Annotated in this window: 17 protein-coding genes; 7 read left to right on the top strand and 10 right to left on the bottom strand. The window is 70.0% G+C overall.

Annotated features, from left to right (window positions below):
• Positions 1-17 precede the first annotated feature (17 nt).
• Positions 18-1,226, top strand: a complete 1,209-nt coding sequence (locus tag AB0D28_RS15250; RefSeq protein ID WP_357386102.1) for an aminoglycoside phosphotransferase family protein — start codon at positions 18-20, stop codon at positions 1,224-1,226.
• On the opposite strand, the gene AB0D28_RS15245 is transcribed toward AB0D28_RS15250, so the two are convergent.
• Positions 1,223-2,083, bottom strand: a complete 861-nt coding sequence (locus tag AB0D28_RS15245) for an AraC family transcriptional regulator (protein WP_357386100.1) — start codon at positions 2,081-2,083, stop codon at positions 1,223-1,225. The two genes, AB0D28_RS15250 and AB0D28_RS15245, sit on opposite strands and share 4 nt — an antisense overlap.
• Positions 2,084-2,185: 102 nt before the next feature.
• Between AB0D28_RS15245 and yidD the strand changes: the two genes are divergently transcribed.
• Complete coding sequence (gene yidD, locus AB0D28_RS15240; protein ID WP_357386098.1) at positions 2,186-2,569, top strand: membrane protein insertion efficiency factor YidD; 384 nt, start codon at positions 2,186-2,188, stop codon at positions 2,567-2,569.
• 42 nt (positions 2,570-2,611) lie between these two features.
• Here the strand turns inward: yidD and AB0D28_RS15235 are convergent, their stop codons facing one another.
• The 3 genes from AB0D28_RS15235 to AB0D28_RS15225 are packed head-to-tail and all read right to left on the bottom strand — an operon-like array spanning position 2,612 to position 4,068.
• Positions 2,612-3,346: a DUF2071 domain-containing protein gene (locus AB0D28_RS15235; protein WP_357386096.1), complete on the bottom strand. Its 735-nt coding sequence runs from the start codon at positions 3,344-3,346 to the stop codon at positions 2,612-2,614.
• A 31-nt stretch (positions 3,347-3,377) separates the two neighbouring features.
• Complete coding sequence (locus AB0D28_RS15230; protein ID WP_357386094.1) at positions 3,378-3,743, bottom strand: VOC family protein; 366 nt, start codon at positions 3,741-3,743, stop codon at positions 3,378-3,380.
• A gap of 34 nt (positions 3,744-3,777) precedes the next feature.
• Positions 3,778-4,068: a hypothetical protein gene (locus AB0D28_RS15225; RefSeq protein WP_357386092.1), complete on the bottom strand. Its 291-nt coding sequence runs from the start codon at positions 4,066-4,068 to the stop codon at positions 3,778-3,780.
• A gap of 320 nt (positions 4,069-4,388) precedes the next feature.
• Between AB0D28_RS15225 and AB0D28_RS15220 the strand changes: the two genes are divergently transcribed.
• The gene (locus tag AB0D28_RS15220; protein ID WP_357386090.1) at positions 4,389-6,548 is read left to right on the top strand and encodes an MMPL family transporter; all 2,160 of its coding nucleotides are present in this window, start codon (positions 4,389-4,391) and stop codon (positions 6,546-6,548) included.
• Positions 6,549-6,610: 62 nt separating this feature from the next.
• On the opposite strand, the gene AB0D28_RS15215 is transcribed toward AB0D28_RS15220, so the two are convergent.
• From AB0D28_RS15215 to AB0D28_RS15200, 4 genes are all read right to left on the bottom strand, one after another.
• Positions 6,611-9,685 (bottom strand): DUF3427 domain-containing protein, encoded by a 3,075-nt coding sequence (locus tag AB0D28_RS15215; protein ID WP_357386088.1) that lies wholly within the window; start codon positions 9,683-9,685, stop codon positions 6,611-6,613.
• Between the two features lie 117 nt (positions 9,686-9,802).
• Entirely contained in the window at positions 9,803-10,357 is a 555-nt protein-coding gene (locus AB0D28_RS15210) for a GNAT family N-acetyltransferase (protein ID WP_357386086.1), read from the bottom strand.
• 35 nt (positions 10,358-10,392) lie between these two features.
• Entirely contained in the window at positions 10,393-11,292 is a 900-nt protein-coding gene (locus AB0D28_RS15205; protein ID WP_357386084.1) for an aminoglycoside phosphotransferase family protein, read from the bottom strand.
• A complete protein-coding gene (locus tag AB0D28_RS15200; RefSeq protein ID WP_357386082.1) occupies positions 11,289-12,443 on the bottom strand; it encodes an XRE family transcriptional regulator in 1,155 nt (384 codons plus the stop codon). The genes AB0D28_RS15205 and AB0D28_RS15200 overlap by 4 nt, the downstream gene beginning before the upstream one ends.
• Positions 12,444-13,026: 583 nt before the next feature.
• On the opposite strand from AB0D28_RS15200, the gene AB0D28_RS15195 reads away from it, so the two are divergent.
• The 4 genes from AB0D28_RS15195 (at position 13,027) to AB0D28_RS15180 (ending at position 14,722) form a co-directional block, all read left to right on the top strand.
• A complete protein-coding gene (locus tag AB0D28_RS15195; protein WP_357386080.1) occupies positions 13,027-13,257 on the top strand; it encodes a hypothetical protein in 231 nt (76 codons plus the stop codon).
• Positions 13,254-13,496, top strand: a complete 243-nt coding sequence (locus AB0D28_RS15190; RefSeq protein WP_357386078.1) for a DivIVA domain-containing protein — start codon at positions 13,254-13,256, stop codon at positions 13,494-13,496. The genes AB0D28_RS15195 and AB0D28_RS15190 overlap by 4 nt, the downstream gene beginning before the upstream one ends.
• Entirely contained in the window at positions 13,489-13,743 is a 255-nt protein-coding gene (locus AB0D28_RS15185; protein WP_357386076.1) for a hypothetical protein, read from the top strand. Before AB0D28_RS15190 ends, AB0D28_RS15185 begins: the two co-directional genes overlap by 8 nt.
• Before the next feature lie 151 nt (positions 13,744-13,894).
• Complete coding sequence (locus AB0D28_RS15180) at positions 13,895-14,722, top strand: SAM-dependent methyltransferase (protein WP_357386074.1); 828 nt, start codon at positions 13,895-13,897, stop codon at positions 14,720-14,722.
• 34 nt (positions 14,723-14,756) lie between these two features.
• Here AB0D28_RS15180 and AB0D28_RS15175 read toward each other — a convergent pair whose 3' ends face one another.
• Both AB0D28_RS15175 and AB0D28_RS15170 read right to left on the bottom strand, forming a co-directional pair.
• The gene (locus AB0D28_RS15175; protein WP_357386072.1) at positions 14,757-15,434 is read right to left on the bottom strand and encodes a hypothetical protein; all 678 of its coding nucleotides are present in this window, start codon (positions 15,432-15,434) and stop codon (positions 14,757-14,759) included.
• A 176-nt stretch (positions 15,435-15,610) separates the two neighbouring features.
• The gene (locus AB0D28_RS15170; protein WP_357386070.1) at positions 15,611-17,632 is read right to left on the bottom strand and encodes a DEAD/DEAH box helicase; all 2,022 of its coding nucleotides are present in this window, start codon (positions 17,630-17,632) and stop codon (positions 15,611-15,613) included.
• Positions 17,633-17,639 lie beyond the last annotated feature (7 nt).

Raw genomic sequence — 17,639 nt, 5'->3', positions numbered from 1 at the left:
CCGGATACCGTCCGGCCGTGTCCCGAACTGTCACGCTGGTCCTGCTCGACGCCGCCGGCCGCCCGCTCGGCGCGCTGCCTCCGTTCGACGTACGGGAGCCGTGGTGGCAGGAGGTCCACTCGATCGTCGACACGGTCCGGCAGCGCCACGGTCTGGAGGTCGCCGTGCTGCGGCTGCTCGACGCCGACCGTCCCGCGCCGCCCGGCGGCCACGTCCGCTACCTGGCGCAGACAGTTGACGCCCCTGCCGTACCCCTGGAACCGGCCGCCGTGGACCTCGCGCCGCATCCGCTGCGCCAGCCGTGGGCGCACGCCGGCGGCCCGGCCCGCAGCGTCGCCTGGGCGGCCGGCGAGCTGCGCCGGCTCGGCCGCCGGGTGACGGCGGTGGCGCAGCAGCGCACCTGGAACCTCTCCGCCATCTGGCGCCTGGACACCGACCAGGGCCCGGCGTGGCTGAAGCAGCTCCCCCCGTTCGCCCACCACGAAGCCACAGTCCTGGCCTTCCTCGGTGATCAAGGAGTTGGTGTCGGTGTCGATCTCCCTGATGACCTGAACTCCTTGATCAATGGGCCGGTGATGCTGGCCGCCGACGGGGAGGGGCGGATGCTGCTTGCGGACGTGCCGGGGGAGGACCGGTACGGGGCTGGGGAAGGGGAGCGGGCCGCCATCGCGGCCGGGCATCACCTGGTGCAGCTGCGGGCGTGCGGCAGCGCCGGCGAACTCGTCGCGGCGGGGGTGCCGGACCTGCGCGGGGCGGCACTGGCCGACTGGATCCGGGAACGGCTGGCCGGGCACGACGTGTCGGCCGCCGCCGGCCTGCTCGACGGGCTCGACCGGCGGCTGCGGCAGATCGGCGACTGCGGGCTGCCGGACACGCTCGTGCACGGCGACCTGCACCCCGGCAACGTCCGCGGCGACGACGGCGGCCGGACCGTGATCGACTGGGCGGACTCGTTCGTCGGCCACCCCGCCTTCGACATCCTGCGCCTCACCGAGGACGTCGACGCGGACGCCGCCGCCCGGCTGGTCGACGCGTGGGCGCGGCGGTGGCGGGCCGACGTGCCCGGCAGCGACCCGCACCGGGCCGTCGACCTGCTCCGGCCGGTCGCGCCGCTGCGGCAGGCCGCCGTGTACGCGATGTTCCTCGCCGCGATCGAGCCGAGTGAACACCCCTACCACGTGCACGACGTGCCGGCCGCGCTGGCGCGAGCGGCGGCCACGCCCTAGACCCGGCGCACCGGGATCCACAACTCCGCGTCGGCGATACCGCCGTCCCCGGCGACCCGGACCCGCGAGATCTCCGGCCCCGGGCGGACCTCGTACGGGTTGGCCGGGAACCACTGGGTGAACACGGCCCGCCACAGGTGCTGCACCGCCACCGGGAACGCACCGGAACTGGAGAACACCGCCCAGTCACCGGCCTCGACCGGCAGGCTGCGCAGGCCGTCCGGCACATCCGCGCCGGTCACCGCCGCGTACCAGTAGTCCAGCTCGGTGCCCTCGGCGCGGGAGCCGGCCAACTCGGCGCTGACGTTGACGATCCCGTGCGGCTCCTGGTCGGACAGCGCCTCGATGCGGCGTACGGTGGCCGGGTCGATGCCCCTGACGAACGCCACGATGTGCGGGTTCATCCCCTCGTGCACGAGCGGCACCCGGGCCGTCAGACCGGCGAGCCGGAAGGCGTCCTTGGTCACGATCCGGTAGTCCATGCTGGTGTTCCCTTCGACGACGAGCCGGAAGGACAACCGGAGCTGGGACCGCAGCACCGCGCCGGCCTGCCGGGCCCGCGTCGGTCCGACGCCGTGTACGGCCCGGAACGCGCGGGCGAACGCCTCGTTCGAGCCGTACCCCCAGCGGACCGCCACGTCGAGCAGCGACTCCCGGCCGGCGAGCACGTCGGCGCCCGCCAGCGTCATCCGGCGGCGACGCACGTACTCCGACAGCGGCAGCCCGGCCAGCGCCGAGAACAGCCGGCCGAAGTGGTGCTCCGACACGCCCGCGATCCGGGCCAGCGCGGCCACGTCGAGCGGCTGGTCGAGCCGCTGTTCGAGGTGTTCCAGCGCCGCGTTGAGCCGATCCAGCACCCGTTCTTCCCTCCTGGTGACGCCGTCGACGCTAGGTTGCCGGCCGCCCGCCGACCCGATCACACCGGACCCGGTCCGGTCGCCTCATCGACAGTGGCGAGGGTGTCGCATCATGACGTGGTGATCTTCCGGAGGCGACACCACAAGAAGAAGAACCGCGGCTGTGACTGCGACGCGTTCGACTGTGAGGCGCTGACCTGCTGCGACCTGGGCATCTTCTCGACCCTGCTCACCCTCGGCTCGGTGACGGCGGGCGTCGTCCGGCGGCCCGCCGTGGACCGCGCCGGCCGGGCCGCCATCCTCGGTTACCGGCGCTGGCTGTCGCACCGCTGGCCGGGCACCTGTCGCTACACGCCGACGTGCAGCGCGTACGGGCTCGCCGCCGTGGAGCGGTACGGGCTGGCGGTGGGCGGCCGGATGGCTGCCGACCGGGTCCGCCGGTGCCGCCACGACGTCCCGCACGGCACCCACGACCCGCTGCGCTGAGCCCGCTCCCCGGCCGGTCGGTCCGCCTCCCGTGCCGGCGGGTCATCCGGCCGAGGTGGGGCCGCCGAAGACGACTGGTACGCCGGGGGAGTAGAGCACGCTCATCGGGGGTCCGTCGGGTGCGGGCAGGCCGCCGGCCGTGACCAGCTCGTCGTCCAGGTGCAGCAGTTCGGCGCGGTGCAGCGGCCACTGTGGATGCCAGTTCGGCAGGTGCAGGGTGCGGCCGTACGCGCGGGTGTGCAGGCCCCAGCGGGCGGTGAGGAAGTGCTCCAGCGGCGTCGGCTCGGGGATCGGTGCGCCGACGCGTACCGTCATCCGGTTCGTCGCACCGGCCGGACCGGGCCAGCGGCGACGGCAGCGGTAGGTGAGCGTGTCGCCGGAGCGGTCCAGCCGCATCGCCGACCACTTGTACGGCAGACGCAGGCTCAGCTGGGCCACCAGCACCGGCACCAGCCGGGACGCGTCCAGCGAGCGGAACACGACAGCCCGCCGCCCCGAGCTGTCGACCGAGTAGAGCCGTACGTTGGTCTCCCAGAACGTGCCGAAGTAGGGCACACCCGGGCCGCGGCCGAGACCCACCCCGACCATCTGGAACCCGATCAGCCCGACGTAGGTGAGCCCGTCGAACGTGTCAGGCCGGGTGCCGGCGGGCAGCAGCGGTGCCACCCGTTCCGGCGGGGCCGCCCAGTGCAGGAAGGCGAGGTCGTGCCAGCGCTGGGCCAGCCAGGCCCGGCGGATGGCGCGTACCGGAGCGTGCTCGACCGGTTCGATCTCCACCGGCCCATCCTGACTCCCGGACGCAAGCGACTCACTCCGGGCGGTGGCAGACCGCCTCGACGTTGTTGCCGTCCGGGTCGCGGACGAACGCGCCGTAGTAGGTGGCGTGGTATTCCGGCCACTCCTTCGGCGCGTGCAGCACCTCCGCGCCGGCCGCCACAGCCGCGTCGTGGAACGCGCGCACCGTGGCACGGTCGCCGGCGGTGAACGCGATGTGCACAGGCACCGGCGTGGCACCTGACGGCGCGGGCTCGACCCAGAAGTCGGGCGCGTCGACGCCGTAGCCGATCGGGCCGGGCTCCATCAGCCGGCGAGCGCCCAGCGGGGCGAGCACGGCGTCGTAGAAGGCGCCGCTGGCCGCCAGGTCGCGCACCGCTATGGACAGGTGGTCGAGCACGTCGCCTCCCGGGGTCGTCGATGACCGCGCCAGGCTACGAGCCGCCTACGACACTTCCGCCGGCGTGAGGGACGCGCGCCGTCTGCGCCAGCAGCGCGCCGAACACGACGGCGAGCCCGCCGATCACGTAGCCGCGCCGCGCCGCCGGACGCTCCCGGACGCGGAGACGGCCGCGAGCGGCGTACCCGATCAGCGACCCGGCCACCGCGAGCGCCGCGCCGCCGAGCAGCGCCCGCCCCCAGCGGGCCTCGCCGGTCAGCGGGACCACCCACCGGAAGAACGCCAGCGACACGGCGAGCAGCGCGATGGCGGCCAGCGTGGACACGCCGACGGCCGGGCCGGGGCGCGAGGGCTGCCGGGCCCGCCAGCACGGCGGCGAGTACCGGTGACGCGAGCACGGGCCACCACAGCGCGGTGGAGACCGGCTGGTCCTCCTCCCACCTGTGGGTCCACTCGAAGAAGACCAGCGGAGCCGGCATGGTCGCCGCCAACCACGCACTCAGCACTCCGGGACCGGGCATCCGCATGCTCATCAGCCGATCCTGCGCCACCCGGATCATCGACGAAAGTCCGCGAGCCGTCCGAAAGGGATCGCTCACGCAGCGTAGTATCGGGCGTGACACAGCCGAACACACGGGGGAAACGATGTTCGAGCGCCTGGGCAGATTCGTCGTGGGCAAGGCATGGTGGGTGATCGGTGGCTGGGTCGTCGCCGCGATCGCGATCATCGCCGCGAGCCCGTCACTGAGCGACATCACCTCCGCCGACCAGGAGAGCTTCCTGCCGCGCTCCTACGAGTCGGTGCAGGCCACCGAGCTGGGGGCGAAGTCGTTCCCGCAGGCGGCCACCGCCACCGCCACGGTCGTCGTCAAGCGCGGCGACGGCAAGCCGCTGACCCCGGCCGACGAGGCGCGCGTGGGGCAACTCGCCACCGCGCTCAAGGCCCGGAACATCCCGCAGACCTCCGGCTACCTGACCGGCCCGCAGGCGGTCGCGCCGGACAGGTCGGTGCAGGTGGTCACCGTCGGTCTCGACGCCGACAGCCCCGACGACCCGGGCCTGCTCGACGCGGTACGCGACCTGCGCACCGCCCTCGGGCCGGACCTGGCCGGCAGCGGCCTGACCGCCGGGGTGGCCGGCGACGTGGCGAGCTTCGTGGACAACGAGGACACGTTCAACGACGCCTTCGCCGTCGTCGGCATCGCCACCATCGTCTTGATCATCGGGCTGATCCTGATCATCTTCCGCAGCCCGATCGCCGCGCTGTTGCCCGTGGTGGTCATCAGCGTCGTCATGTCCGTCACCACCGGGCTGGTCGCCGCCGCCGGCAAGGCGTTCGACCTCAACGTCAGCCAGGACCTGCAGACCATCCTGCTGATCGTGCTGTTCGGCATCGGCACCGACTACATCCTGTTCCTGCTGTTCCGCTACCGGGAGCGGCTACGCGCCGGTGACGACAAGCGCACCGCGATGGTCGTCACGGTGCAGCGGGTCGGCGAGGTCATCACGTCCGCCGCCGGTGCGGTGATCGTGGCGTTCCTGGTGCTGCTGCTCGCCTCGCTCGGCTTCTTCGGCTCGCTCGGCCCGGCGCTCGCCATCGCCGTCGGCGTCATGCTCGTCACCTCGCTGACGCTGATCCCGGCGCTCGTGTCGCTGCTCGGCCGGTGGGTGTTCTGGCCGTCGAAGGCGTGGCAGCGCGTACCGAAGGCGACCCTGTCCCGGCGGCTCGGCGCCGCCGTCGGCCGCCGCCCGGCGGTCGTCGCCGCGGCCTCCGGCGCGCTGCTCGTCGCGCTCGCCGCCGGGGTGCTCGGCTACAAGGCCGACTACGACTTCGGCGCCGGCTTCCCGCAGGACACCGAGTCGGCGCGAGCCGCCACGGACCTCCAGCGCGGGTTCGCCGCCGGGGCGCTCGCGCCCACCGAGGTCTACCTGACCACCGGCAACGGCACCCCGCTCACCGAGCAGCAGGTGAACGACTTCGCCGCCGCGTCGGCGCGGGCACCGGGCGTCGGGCGGGCACAGCCACCGGAGCGCAGCGCCACCGACCCGAGCGTCGCGCGGATCAACCTGCTGCTGGACGAGAACCCGATGTCCAACGAGGCGATCACGCTGGTGCGCGACGACCTGCGGGACGCGGTGCACGAGGCGGCTCCGCCCGGCACAAAGGCACTGGTCGGCGGCACCACCGCGATCTTCGCGGACATCAACTCGGCGAACAACAGGGACCTGTCGGTCATCCTTCCGGTCGCCGCCGCCCTGATCGCGCTCATCCTCGCGTTGCTGCTGCGCAGCCTCGTCGCGCCGGTCTACCTGGTGATCGCGGTGCTGCTCAACTTCGCCGCCACGCTCGGCGCGACCGTGTACGTGTTCCAGGGCCTCCAGGGCAATCCCGGCGTCACGTTCCAGTTGCCGATCATCCTCTACCTGTTCGTGGTGGCGATCGGCACCGACTACAACATCCTGATGATCGCCCGGCTACGCGAGGAGGCACGCGAGGGCCATGAACCGAACCGCGCCGCCGCGATCGGGGTGGAACACGCCGGCCCGACGGTCGCCGCGGCCGGGCTGATCCTGGCCGGCACGTTCGGGGTGCTGATGCTCGCGCCGATCTCGTTCCTCCAGCAGATGGGCTTCGCGGTGGCGATCGGGATCGTGCTGTCCGCGTTCGTCATGTCGATGTTCTTCGTACCGGCGCTGACCGGGCTGATCGGCCACAAGGCGTGGTGGCCGGGGCACGGTGACGAGCGGCGCAACGGCGGCGGCCGGCACGCGGCACCCGAGACGGCGGACGCCGCCCCGGTCTGACCGGCACGTCCGCCCCGGCGCGGTGCTCTTTCCGCGCCTATCGAGCTGAGTCGCTGGTGATATCAGGCGGCGATCGCCCGGGCGGCGGCGTACATGTCGGCGGGGAGCGGATGCCGCAATTCCCAGAGGATGCGCATCGGCCGATCACCGGTGTGCTCCTGGTACGTCATCGGGCCGGCGTACAGGTATGGCGGTGCGCCCAGGTCACGGTCGGCGATCTTCGTCTCGCGGACGAACAGGTGCACCGTCGAGCCCTGCGCGACGTGGTTGACGTACCGCTGACCAGTCGCCGAGCCCGAGGACGTGGTGCTCTGCGACTCCCACTGGAAAAGCCGATCGGTGATGGCGCGGTCGGCGTACATGGTGGTGGGGGAGTAGTGCTCCTCCGACTTCACGAGCGTGACGAAGAACAGATCCGCGCGCTCGTCCGGCAGCCACTTCACGCCCTCGCGCAGCGAGCCCGGGTTCGTCATGCCGAATGCCGCGCACGCCTCGTTACGGCTGTAGCGGGCGTGCACCCGCAGAGGGACCCGGCCGGCTGCTGGCCGCTCGGTGACCCGGTGGATGCGGTTGCGCAGTACGTCGGCGACCTGCCGCAGCTCGGCGCAGCGCTCCGGCTCCGCCCACAGCCGCCGGAGCCGGGCGTCGCGTTCGGTCAGCGGCACCGATGGCCCCCACAGGCTGAAATGCAGCATGTCGAACAGTCGCCCCGCGGCGGGGCGCTGGCCGGCGGCGACCCGGGCGATCAAGTCCAGTCGGTCGACATCGTCGGTGTGGAGCATCCGGCCGATCGACCGGCCCAGGTCGCTGTCGTCGGGGCCGCCTTCGGCCGGGTCGAGTCCGGCGAGGCGCCGCAGTCCGGCCCAGCCACCGACGCTCGCCGACCGGTAGACGTCCTCGATCTCCAGGCCGGTCTCGCGCAGGAAGTCGGACAGGCTCACGTCACCGAGCTGGCGGAGTTCCGCCACCAGCGCGTTCTTCGACGTCGGCAGCGCCGACTTGAGATTGGCGAGCACGATCTCCTTCGCCACCCGGTCCAGCTCGATGTGGCAGCCGCTGGGCAGCGAGGGGAAGTCCTCCCGGACGGCGGTCTCGACCGTCCGGCGGCTGACCCCGGCGAGCGCCCGCCAGCGCAGGTCGAACCGGAAGTTCGCATGCTGGCCGCCGATGAAGTCGAGCACCGTCAGGCATGGCTTGTCGTCGTCGAGCCGCAGGCCCCGGCCGAGCTGCTGGAGGAAGATGGTGGCGCTCTCGGTGGGGCGCAGCATGAGAATGGTGTCGACCATCGGCAGGTCGACGCCCTCGTTGAACAGGTCGACTGTGAAGAGCGCCTTCAGCTCGCGCTTGCGGAAGCGGTCGATCAGCGCGTGCTGCTCTGGCCGGTTGACTCTTGATGTCACGGACGCCGCCGGCACACCGTGCCGGGTGAACCAGTCGGCCATGAACTCCGCGTGCCCGATGCTCACGCAGAAGCCGAGCGCGCGCATCCGTCCGACATCAGCGATGCGCCGGACCGCGTGCAGGATGAGCCGCGCCCGCGCATGGTTGCCGGTGTAGACGCCGTCGAGGTCCCCCTTGTCGTACCCCTGTCCGCGCTTCCACCGCGCCCGCGCCAGGTCCACGTCGTCGTGCAGCCCGAAGTATTGGAACGGTGCCAGCAATTGTCGTTCGAGGGCTTCCCACAGGTGCAACTCCACCGACGCGCGACCGTCGAACCACCGGCGCACGTCGGCGCCGTCGCTGCGCTCGGGGGTAGCGGTCAGACCCAGGAGTACGCGCGGTCGAAGCCGCTCCAGCAACGCCGTGTACGTCGGTGCCTCGGCGTGGTGGAACTCGTCGACGATCACCATGTCGTACGCCTCGGGGGCGATCTCCTGCCGGTGCAGCGACTGGATCGACGCGAAGACGTGCTTCCATCCCTGCGGCCGGTCGCCTTTGACCAGCGTCTCACCGAACGTGCCGTCGCCCATGACCTGGCGGAACACCGACCGGCTCTGCCGCAGGATCTGCTCCTGGTGCGCGACGAAGAGCAATGAGTCGACATGACCGGCCCGCCGCAGCCGGCGGTAGTCGAGCGCCGCCACCACCGTCTTTCCGGTGCCGGTCGCCATCACCACCAGGTTGCGCCAGCGACCGTGCACCAGACGCTCGGCGTCCAGGTCGTCAAGAACCTCCTGCTGGTACGGGAACGGCCGCACGTCCAGGTTCGCGATCTCGGTCGGTGCGTCGTCGGCGCGTTCACCGCGCAACGCGACGCGCAGGCGCTCGGAGTCCGTTGCCGGGTCGTACGGCTCGAACGCCGAGTCGTGCCAGTAGTCGGCGAACGTCGCCTCGAACGTGTCTATGACGTGCGGCTGCTCGAGGTTCGAGATGCGGACGTTCCACTCCACGCCGTCGACGAGCGCGGCCCTGGACAGGTTCGACGAGCCGACGTACGCGGTGGTGGTGCCGTTGCTCCGCCGGAACAGCCACGCCTTGGCGTGCAGACGGGTGGTCCGCGTCTCGTAGGACACCTTGATCTCGGCGCCCAACTCGGCGAGCCGGTCGAGCGCCCGCTGGTCGGTGGCACCCATGTACGTCGTCGTGATGACCCGTACCCGGCCACCCCTGGCGATCAGGTCGGTGATGGCCGGCTCGATGATGCGCAGACCGTGCCACTTGATGAAGGCGCAGAGCAGGTCCACCTCGTCTGCCGACGCCATCTCGTGGCTGACCTCGTGGCCGATGCGTGGCTGGTGTCGGCCGTTCACCAGGAGCGCGCCGGTGGAGAGCGGCGTCGACGGGCGGATCGGGAAGACCGGTGCGGCCGGCGGGGTGGGTGGTGCCGCGATGGCGTGAAGCAGACGTTGAGCGTCCGCCACCTGGTCGTCGGCGGTGACGGCGCGCGGCTCGGCCTGAGCGATGTGCGCGGCGATACGGTTCGCCAGGTCGACCTGACGCGCCAGCTTGTTCTCCCCGCCGCCGACGCCGAGAAGTGCGCGCCGGGCCAGTCCCGCGATGTGCCGGGCCAGGACATCATGCGCGTCGGCGGCATCCAGCTTCGCGTCCCGGACCAGGGCGTTGTCGATGTGTCTGAGCCGCGTCGCCAGCTTTTCCGTGATCAGGTGCTCGTAGATGCCCTTCTCAAGATCCCCCACGAGGGCAAGCTAGCCGCGATGAACGCCAGGCGGAAGCTGGTGCGGTAGGTGTCAGGAGCTTTGTTCCTCCGCCTGTCAGATCATCGACACCTGGAGTGAAGGTCGACGCGTTGCCCATCACCGGCTCGACGCGATGGCTTTGATGCGGACCTCGAACAGCGGTGCCCCTGCCCGCGTCGGCTGGAGCCACCCGGCCGGTTGCCAACCCCAGGAGTCATACGCCTGCTGGGCGGCAGTGTTGTCGGGGCGTACGAGCAGTGTGGCCCTCTCTTCTCGCCGAGTGCTCAGCAGCCGGTCGTGGAGCGCCCGCGCGATACCCCGGCGCTGCCACGATCGCCGCACCAGCAGTTCGCAGACTGCGAAAGTCCGGTGCCCGTTCTCGTCAGTGAAGCCCTCCGGCACCGGCTCGTGGATGCCGCTCCACCAGGACGTATCGGCTGCGAGCGGGAAGCCGTAGACGTAGCCGACCAACTCGTCTTCGACGCGGGCCGACACCAGCTCCCAACCCTGCCGGGGCATGTGTGCCGCGAGCTGCCGTTCGTACCGCTCAGCCGTGTAGCGCGGACCGTCGGCGGCGTGCGCGTCGAGGTACACGTCCACAAGCTGGCCCACCAATCCCTCGGCCTCTGCTGCGGTCTGGTGGCGTAGTCGTAGATGCTCCCGCACGAGCACAGGATCTCATCGGCCAGCGGTCGCTCATCGAGGGCTCAGACGAGATCAGCGAATGGTCTCCAACGTAGACCGTTCACGCCCTTTGCAATTGACGTCAAGCGGTTGGAGAATTCGGCCGCAACCCTCGACGAGCTTGTGAGAAGCGGCGTGGCAGCGGCGATCATCTTGAGCTCGCGGGCTTCCCGCAGTAGTGGCCAGTCGCGGTCGGACGTCACGTCATATCCGTACGCTTCGGCGAGCGCCCGATGCGCCCCGGTCTTGCCGAAGCGGGCCTCGCCCACAGCGACCGCGGCCAGGTCCACCTGCCACGGCCCGAGGCAGGTGGCGTCGAAGTCGCAGAGCAGGATGCGACCTGATGCATCCCGTAGCAGGTTGCCGACGTGGGCATCCCCGTGGATGAGCGAGTGTGGTGCACGCTGCCGCAGGTCGGCGACAGGTGGCTCCAAGCGGTCGCACCACTCCACCAGATAGTCGTGGTCCTCGGTGCTCAGCCCGTCGGCATCCGCCAGGCGTCGACGTGCGTCCCCGATCGGGTCCCAGGCTGGCAACGGGAAAGGCGGAGGTCCAAGCGTATGAAATCGCCGCAGTGCCGAGCCGAGGTCATCCACAGTTGGAACAGGTGCGGTGGCTGGCACATAGGTCCACACCGAGGCCACCAAGTCGCCGACTTCGACCGGCTGTGTCACGCCCGGCACCAGCCGGATCGTCGGCGCGTCCAACTCGGCGAACCATCGCGCCAGTTGAACGACCTTCCGCACTCGGTCTCTGAGTCGGTGCGTTCGTGCGATCCGGATGACAAGCCCGGAGTCCGGCAGCGCGAACACGGCGTTGTTTGTCAGCCGCAGGAGCTGGGCATTCTCGGCCGGCACCTCAAGCTTGCCGGCGATCTCCCGCATGGCTCGGGTCATCGCCTCTTCCGAGAACCGGCCACTCATATCGCGGCCGCAGCTCGTGCGATGAGCGTCCGTTCGAATTCGGCGACGACCGGAAGGTGACGGTGCCGTCCGAGGTCGCGACGCAGATTGACTACTCGGTCGACCACTCGACTGGAACTCAAGGCACGTGACTGTTCCACCACGCGCATGCCGACAGTGACCGCCCGCTCGGGCTCATCGGCGAGGAAGAACGCGCTGCACAAGCCGACCTCGTTCAGGACCATGCTGCGGACGTTCGCCGGTCCGAAGGCGACGATCGCTTCCTCGACGCTCCGTACGGCCTGCGTCGCCTGCGTTCTGGACTGCCGGGCCATGTCGCGGTACACGCGACCGTACTGGGCGAGCAGTTCACCGCGGTCGTAGAAGGCCATCCACGCCGGCTCACGCTCGGGATCCACACGCTCGAACTGATCACTGGCCCGACCGAGAAGGGTGAGCGCGTTGCTGTGGTCGCCGAGCGCGGCTGTTGAGGCAGCCTCCGCGCCCCAGAGCAGCGCCCTCACCCCCGGGGTTGCCCGCGATCCCAGCTCCGAGTGGGCCAGACGCAGAGCGGCTAGGGCGTCCTGGTTGTGCCGAAGGTGTTGTAGCTGCTTGGCCTGCGAGTATCGAATCAGGGCCGCTAGCTGAGCATCGTCAGCGGTTGTTGCCGCCCGCTCGCCGGCAGCGAAATGCCGTTGGGCGTCGGCGTGCCGGCCTGCGTCGAGCGCGGTCCAGCCCGCCAGTTGACGAGCCGCCGCTACCGCCGCGACCAGGCGCGGTGTCAATCCGGCCGAGTGCGACCAGTCGAGCATGCGGTACACCGACTCCGCGAACCGGGCTACCTCCCGATAGAGCAGGCCACCGCCGCATTCGTAGTCGACTGACCGATAGAGCTCCAGCACCGCGTTCAGCCGAGACACGTCCGCACTGCCGATGCGGCGGGGCCGGGGTTCCTCACCGACGCCGACCAGTCCGGCTCCCGCCGACACCGCCGCGATGCCGGCCAAGAGTGTTCGCCGTCCCAGGTCCGGTGCCGCGTCTGCCCGGGCGCTCGTCGGGGAGCCCGGACCGACTGCGAACCAGAGCGATTTCGGCGGGATGCGGAGCACTGTCGCCCAATGCGTCAGCCGGTCGAGATGCACCTGGGCAGGCCCGTTCTCGATCCGGCTCAACTGCGCCTGTGTGATTCCCAGCCACCCGGCGACGACGCTCTGCGGCAGAGGGCTCCGCCCGTGGTACGGGTGGTGCCGGTACGCACGGATCACCCGCCCGAGGTGCCGCCCGGCCAGCGCCGTCCGTACCGGCTCATGGTCCCAGAACGAATCGGGTACGGCGGGCGGCGTGCTGAGGCGGTCACGTTCGGCGGCCTGACAGGGCGCGCAGCGTCCCGTACCGTTGTCGCGTGCCAGGCGGCCGCCGCAGCGGGGGCAGTTCGCAGGTGTCACCGGCAACCTCGCCGTTCGCGGAGAACCTGTGTCCGAAGTCGAGCCTAGTCATTCAACCCGTTGCGGAGCGGCCCGGTATACGCACCGTGCATATCATCGACTGTTTCGTCTCGATTACTGACCGTATGTGTTGGACGCATGGTGGCCACGATCAACAGGGCATGCGCCGCCTGCCGAGAAGGACTGAAGGTCGGCTCATGGCCCGGGGCGGGTGCTGGGCTCCGGCGGCACCGCATCCCCGATCGCGGCTTCCGCCGTCCCCGCCCGCCCCGGCGCCACTCCACGAGACCCGACCCGGAGGCGCCTGCCGATGTCCCCCGTACTCGCCGACTTCCCCGTCCTCATCCCCGTCACCGACGAGGATCTGCTCGTCGCCGCGCTTGCGGTGCGCGTACACGTGCCCGAGCACTGGCCGCAGGGGCCGCTGTGCCGCAGCGAGCGCGTCCCGTACCCCTGCCGGCTGGCCCGGTGGGGGAGGGCGACGCTCACCGCGGCCGGGCTGCCCGACGAGGCCGTGGCGGTTGCGATGGTGGCGTCGTGATCTACGTGACCGGGGAGCGGGTGCAGGCGTACCAGGTGCGCAGCGCGGTGTTCGACACCCGCTGGCGTGGGTTGGACCCGACGCAGGTGCACGACTACCTGTGCCGGGTCGCCGACGAGATCGACCGGCTGCACCGGGAGTTGACCACGGCGCGCACAGAGTCGGAACGGGTCCGCCAGGCGCTGCGGCAGTGGCAGTCCCGCCACAACGGCTGCCGGCGACGCGGCCACGATGAGTGAGCCGCGCTGGATCATTCACCTGCCGACCACGCTGACGTGCCGCGACGCCGCCGCCGAGTTGGCCACCGCGCTCGCCCGTTCGCTCGGGCATCTGGATGCGGTCGACTTCGGTGAGACGACGCTCAGCGAGGAGGACGCCCAGCACGTGCGGTACCGGCTCTGGTGCGATGTGCGGCTGTCCGACGGTGAGCGCTGCCGATTGCGCGATGGTCACGGCGGGCTGTGCGGGGCAACGGAGCTGCGCTGACTCCGATGCTGCTTCGGCGTGTCGATTGGCGTTCGTCCTGGTGACGGGCCGGTCCGCTGGGAGCGATCCCAAACCGGGCGACCATCCACCCTGTACGGTCGCTACACTCCCCGAAAACGCCCGGAACCGTCCACGGAGTCTGGAGACGCCAGTGACCCGCGACAAGGCCGCACCGCCCGGAATCGACGTCACCATTCCCAGCGTGGCCCGGGTCTACGACTACTTCCTGGGCGGCAAGGACAACTTCGAGGTCGACCGGAAGGTCGCCGAGCACGCCCTGCAGATCACGCCGGACGGGGCGGCCGCCGGCCAGGCGAACCGCGCCTTCCTGCGCCGGGTGATCCGCCATCTCGTCACCGAGGCGGGCATCGACCAGTTCCTCGACATCGGGTCTGGCCTGCCCACCCAGGGCAATGTGCACGAGGTCGCCATCGAGCACAACCCGGCCGCCCGGGTCGTGTACGTGGACAACGACCCGATCGTCCTGGCGCACGGGCGGGCGCTGCTCGCGGCGGAGGGCACCGCGACGGTGATCCAGGCCGACATCCGGGAGCCGGAGGAGATCCTCAACGATCCGGACGTCCGCCGGTTCCTCGACTTCGACCGTCCGATCGGTCTGCTGCTGTTCGCGATCCTGCACCACATCGGCGACGACGAGGATCCGCGATCCGTGGCGGCGGCGCTGATCGACGCGCTGCCGTCCGGCAGTTACGTCGCCATCTCGCACTTCCGTGACCCGGGCGAGCGGGATCCGGAGGGTTCCCGCAAGGCCCGCGAGGTCGAGCGGGTGTTCAACGAGTCGCTCGGCACCGGCCGCTGGCGTACCGACGAGGAGATCCTTGCCTTCGCCGATGGGCTGACGGTGCTGGAGCCGGGCCTGGTGCCGCTGGCGGAGTGGCGTCCGGACCCGGACGCGCCCGCCCCGCAGCAGACCGACACCTACCACACCTTCGTCGGACTGCTCGCCCGCAAGCCGTAGGCTCGGCGGAGTCACGCGTCAGCGTGACTCCGCGCTACCTGCGATCGCCCGTCAACGGCGCGGCGAACCACGGCTCATCGCCGAGTGCACCGAGATAGATGTACGAGACGCCTCGAGAGCCCTCACCAACCGGGGTGAAAAACTCCCTGGCCTCGTTGATATAGAACCGGCCGCCCTGGTATCCCTTGACTCTCCTCAACCGGTGGGCGAGTCTCCGGGCCGCCTCCTGTCCCACCGCGGCCGAGAGGAACTCCTTGCGAGAGCCGTGTTTGATGGTTCCGACGACGCGGTAGATGTCGTCGCCGCCGGAGGCGAGTACGTGCCGAATTCCGACGTGCGGCCCCGGCCATCGGTCCCCCGGAGCCAGGCTCGACGGCGCGGCAGGGCTCAGTGTCCGCCCGAAGAAGTCGAAGTCGAGCAACTTCCGATGTGTTCCGGCGTAGATGTAGCCCTCGCCAGTATGGGGCACCAGGACGTGGCGAAACTCATTGATGTAGAAGATGCCACCGGGCCGCCCTTGGCTCTGCTGCTCCTTGATCTCGTTGACCTTGGCGATGAGCTTCTTGTGTCGATTGTTGGTCCGCAGGTGCTCACCATTGCTGTCACGGTAAATCAGCCGAACCTCCCAATCGCCGTCGTCTCCGCGAACGATTGAGTACTTCGCATCCTTGTTGCTGTTGGGCGGCGACAGGACGGGGTACAGCTGGAACACGTGCGCTCCTGAGATGGTGGGTCAGATCAACGCGGGAGGCACGGATGGCTGCCGTGCCGCCGAACGCTGGGCGAGCCTATGACCCATGAGCGACGAGCGTCTACATGAGAGTGAGGATTGCTCTCGTTGCTGGCCGTACTCCTGCTACGGATGGCCATAGGTCGGATCGGGCTTCATCAAGACGGCCATGAAAAGCCACCCGGTACGTAGGCGAGGAAGTGCCGTCGGCTGTCGGCGACGTACCATGCCTGACCGTCGCTACTGACAAAGAAGCTGATTCCTCTGTCAAAAATCCGACGCCACGCGTCCAGTGCTCGCTGCGCGTTCTCCACGAGATCTGCGGGTGCTGCGTCGTCGGTGCGAGCGAACTCCGTCACTCCGCCTGGCAGGCGTCGCTCGATGACACCGCCCCTCTTCTGCCGAAGACGGAAAGCGCCACCCTTTCTGTCGACCGGCCCGAGCAGCGGCGTCCCGGGGGCAAGTTTGCTGGGATCCATGACAGTCGCCGTCGCGGGAGCATCCCGCGGCTCCGCCTCGAAATCGTCGGTGAGTTGCCCAGCGACATAGGGGACGGTGCCGGCTGGCCCGTCTCCCCAGACGAGAACGAGGCGATGAGCGGGGGTGATTCGGAAGCGCCCACCGGGGCGGCCTCGGACCAGTTGAACCAGCGATGCGACGTGCTGGGGGTTACGGATCAGCGCACCCGAGACATTGGTGACGGTGCCGAGGGTGTCGACCGAATACTCCTGGCCGCTGAACACGCCCTGCCACTCGACCGGTGTGCTCGGTGCACGCCGCCCCAGCCGCTCCCATTCCTGCTGCTCGGTCAGGCGTGGGGTGGCCGGCGGCCCGGGCATGCGCTCCTTTGCCTGGCCGGCCTCGCTGGGCCAGCGCCAGTAATGGTTGGCGCCCTCCCCGGTGAGGTCGGCCCAGTCCTCCTTGGCGTAGATCTGCTCGTCCACCGTGCCCGTCACGTAGATGATGTGCATCTCAGCATGCTTAGGCGCGGCGGGGCTGTCGAAGCGGCGCCGCAGCACTCTGCCGAGTGCCTGGATCCGTTGGCGAACGCTGGATGTGGCCGCTACCGAGACTCCGAGGTCTGCCTCAGGTACGTCGATGCCTTCTACCAGCGACTTCACGGACACTAGAACCTGAGCACGGCCGTTCCGGAAGGCGTCGAGCGCTTCCGTCCGAGTCCGGGCGCTCAGTCGGGAATGTTCCAATGCGACCGACGAATCCGTCAGCTTTCGCTGCAGAAGCTGGTACAGATGCTTCGCCTCATCGACCCGCTCGTGAAACAGCAGCACCCGTCGGGTCGTACCCGCTGCCAGGCTGTCTTCGATGATCCGGTGCGCCACCCGGCTGCGCTCAGTGGCCCGGTACAGCAGGTCCTTTCGGCGGGATGTCACGGCTATGTACTTGCGGGCAACCGACGCCACCTCACCCCCACGTCGCTGCAACTGTTGTACCCGCCCCGCCTCGAAACCGAGCGAACGTAGTTCGTCTGCGAGTTCATCCACCTGGCGGCTGATCTTCTCGTACTCGCGTCGCTCCCCGTCTGTGAGCTGGACGCCGTGGTGATGGATTTCGTAATCCGGCAGCCAGCCGTCGACGCGTGCATTGCGCAGGGTGTAGCGGTACACCACGGGCCCGAGGCGCTGACCGACGAGTTGCTCGTCATAGCGCAACGGCTGGCCTGCCTCGTCCAGTTCCTCGCGGTCTGGGGTGGCGGAGAGCCCGAGCCGATATGCGGCCTCGGTTTGCAGGACCTGGGAGAAGGTCGGCGCTCCCGCACGATGGCATTCATCGATGACCAGCATCAGCGGTTGTGCGGCGTGCGCCGCGGCCGGTAGTTGCTTGGCGGCGGTGTTCAGCACGGCCACCAGTGCCCTGCAGCGGTGGAGCTCAGCGGAGTGCCCGGCGCCGAGCAGCCCGATGTCGGCTTGCTCCAGACTCGTGAACCGTTCGAGCATGGTCCGCCACTGCATGGCCAGTGCTTCGGTGGGAACAACCACAACCAGTCGTAGGTGGGGATCGCGTTCGGCGGCGCGCGCGGCGCAAGCAAGCGCGATCAGGGTCTTGCCGCCGCCCGTGACGATCTCAAGCGTTCCTCGATGCCTGCCGCCGACGTCACCGACCCAAGCTTCTACGGCGTCGGCCTGCCACGCCGCGAGTTCGAAGCCGCGAGTCCTGATCACCGGTTCT

It is taken from the genome of Micromonospora sp. NPDC048169, from assembly GCF_040652815.1.
Lineage (GTDB): Bacteria > Actinomycetota > Actinomycetes > Mycobacteriales > Micromonosporaceae > Micromonospora.
Note: the sequence above shows the minus strand (reverse complement) of the source record. Positions and strands in the feature narration are given on the sequence as shown.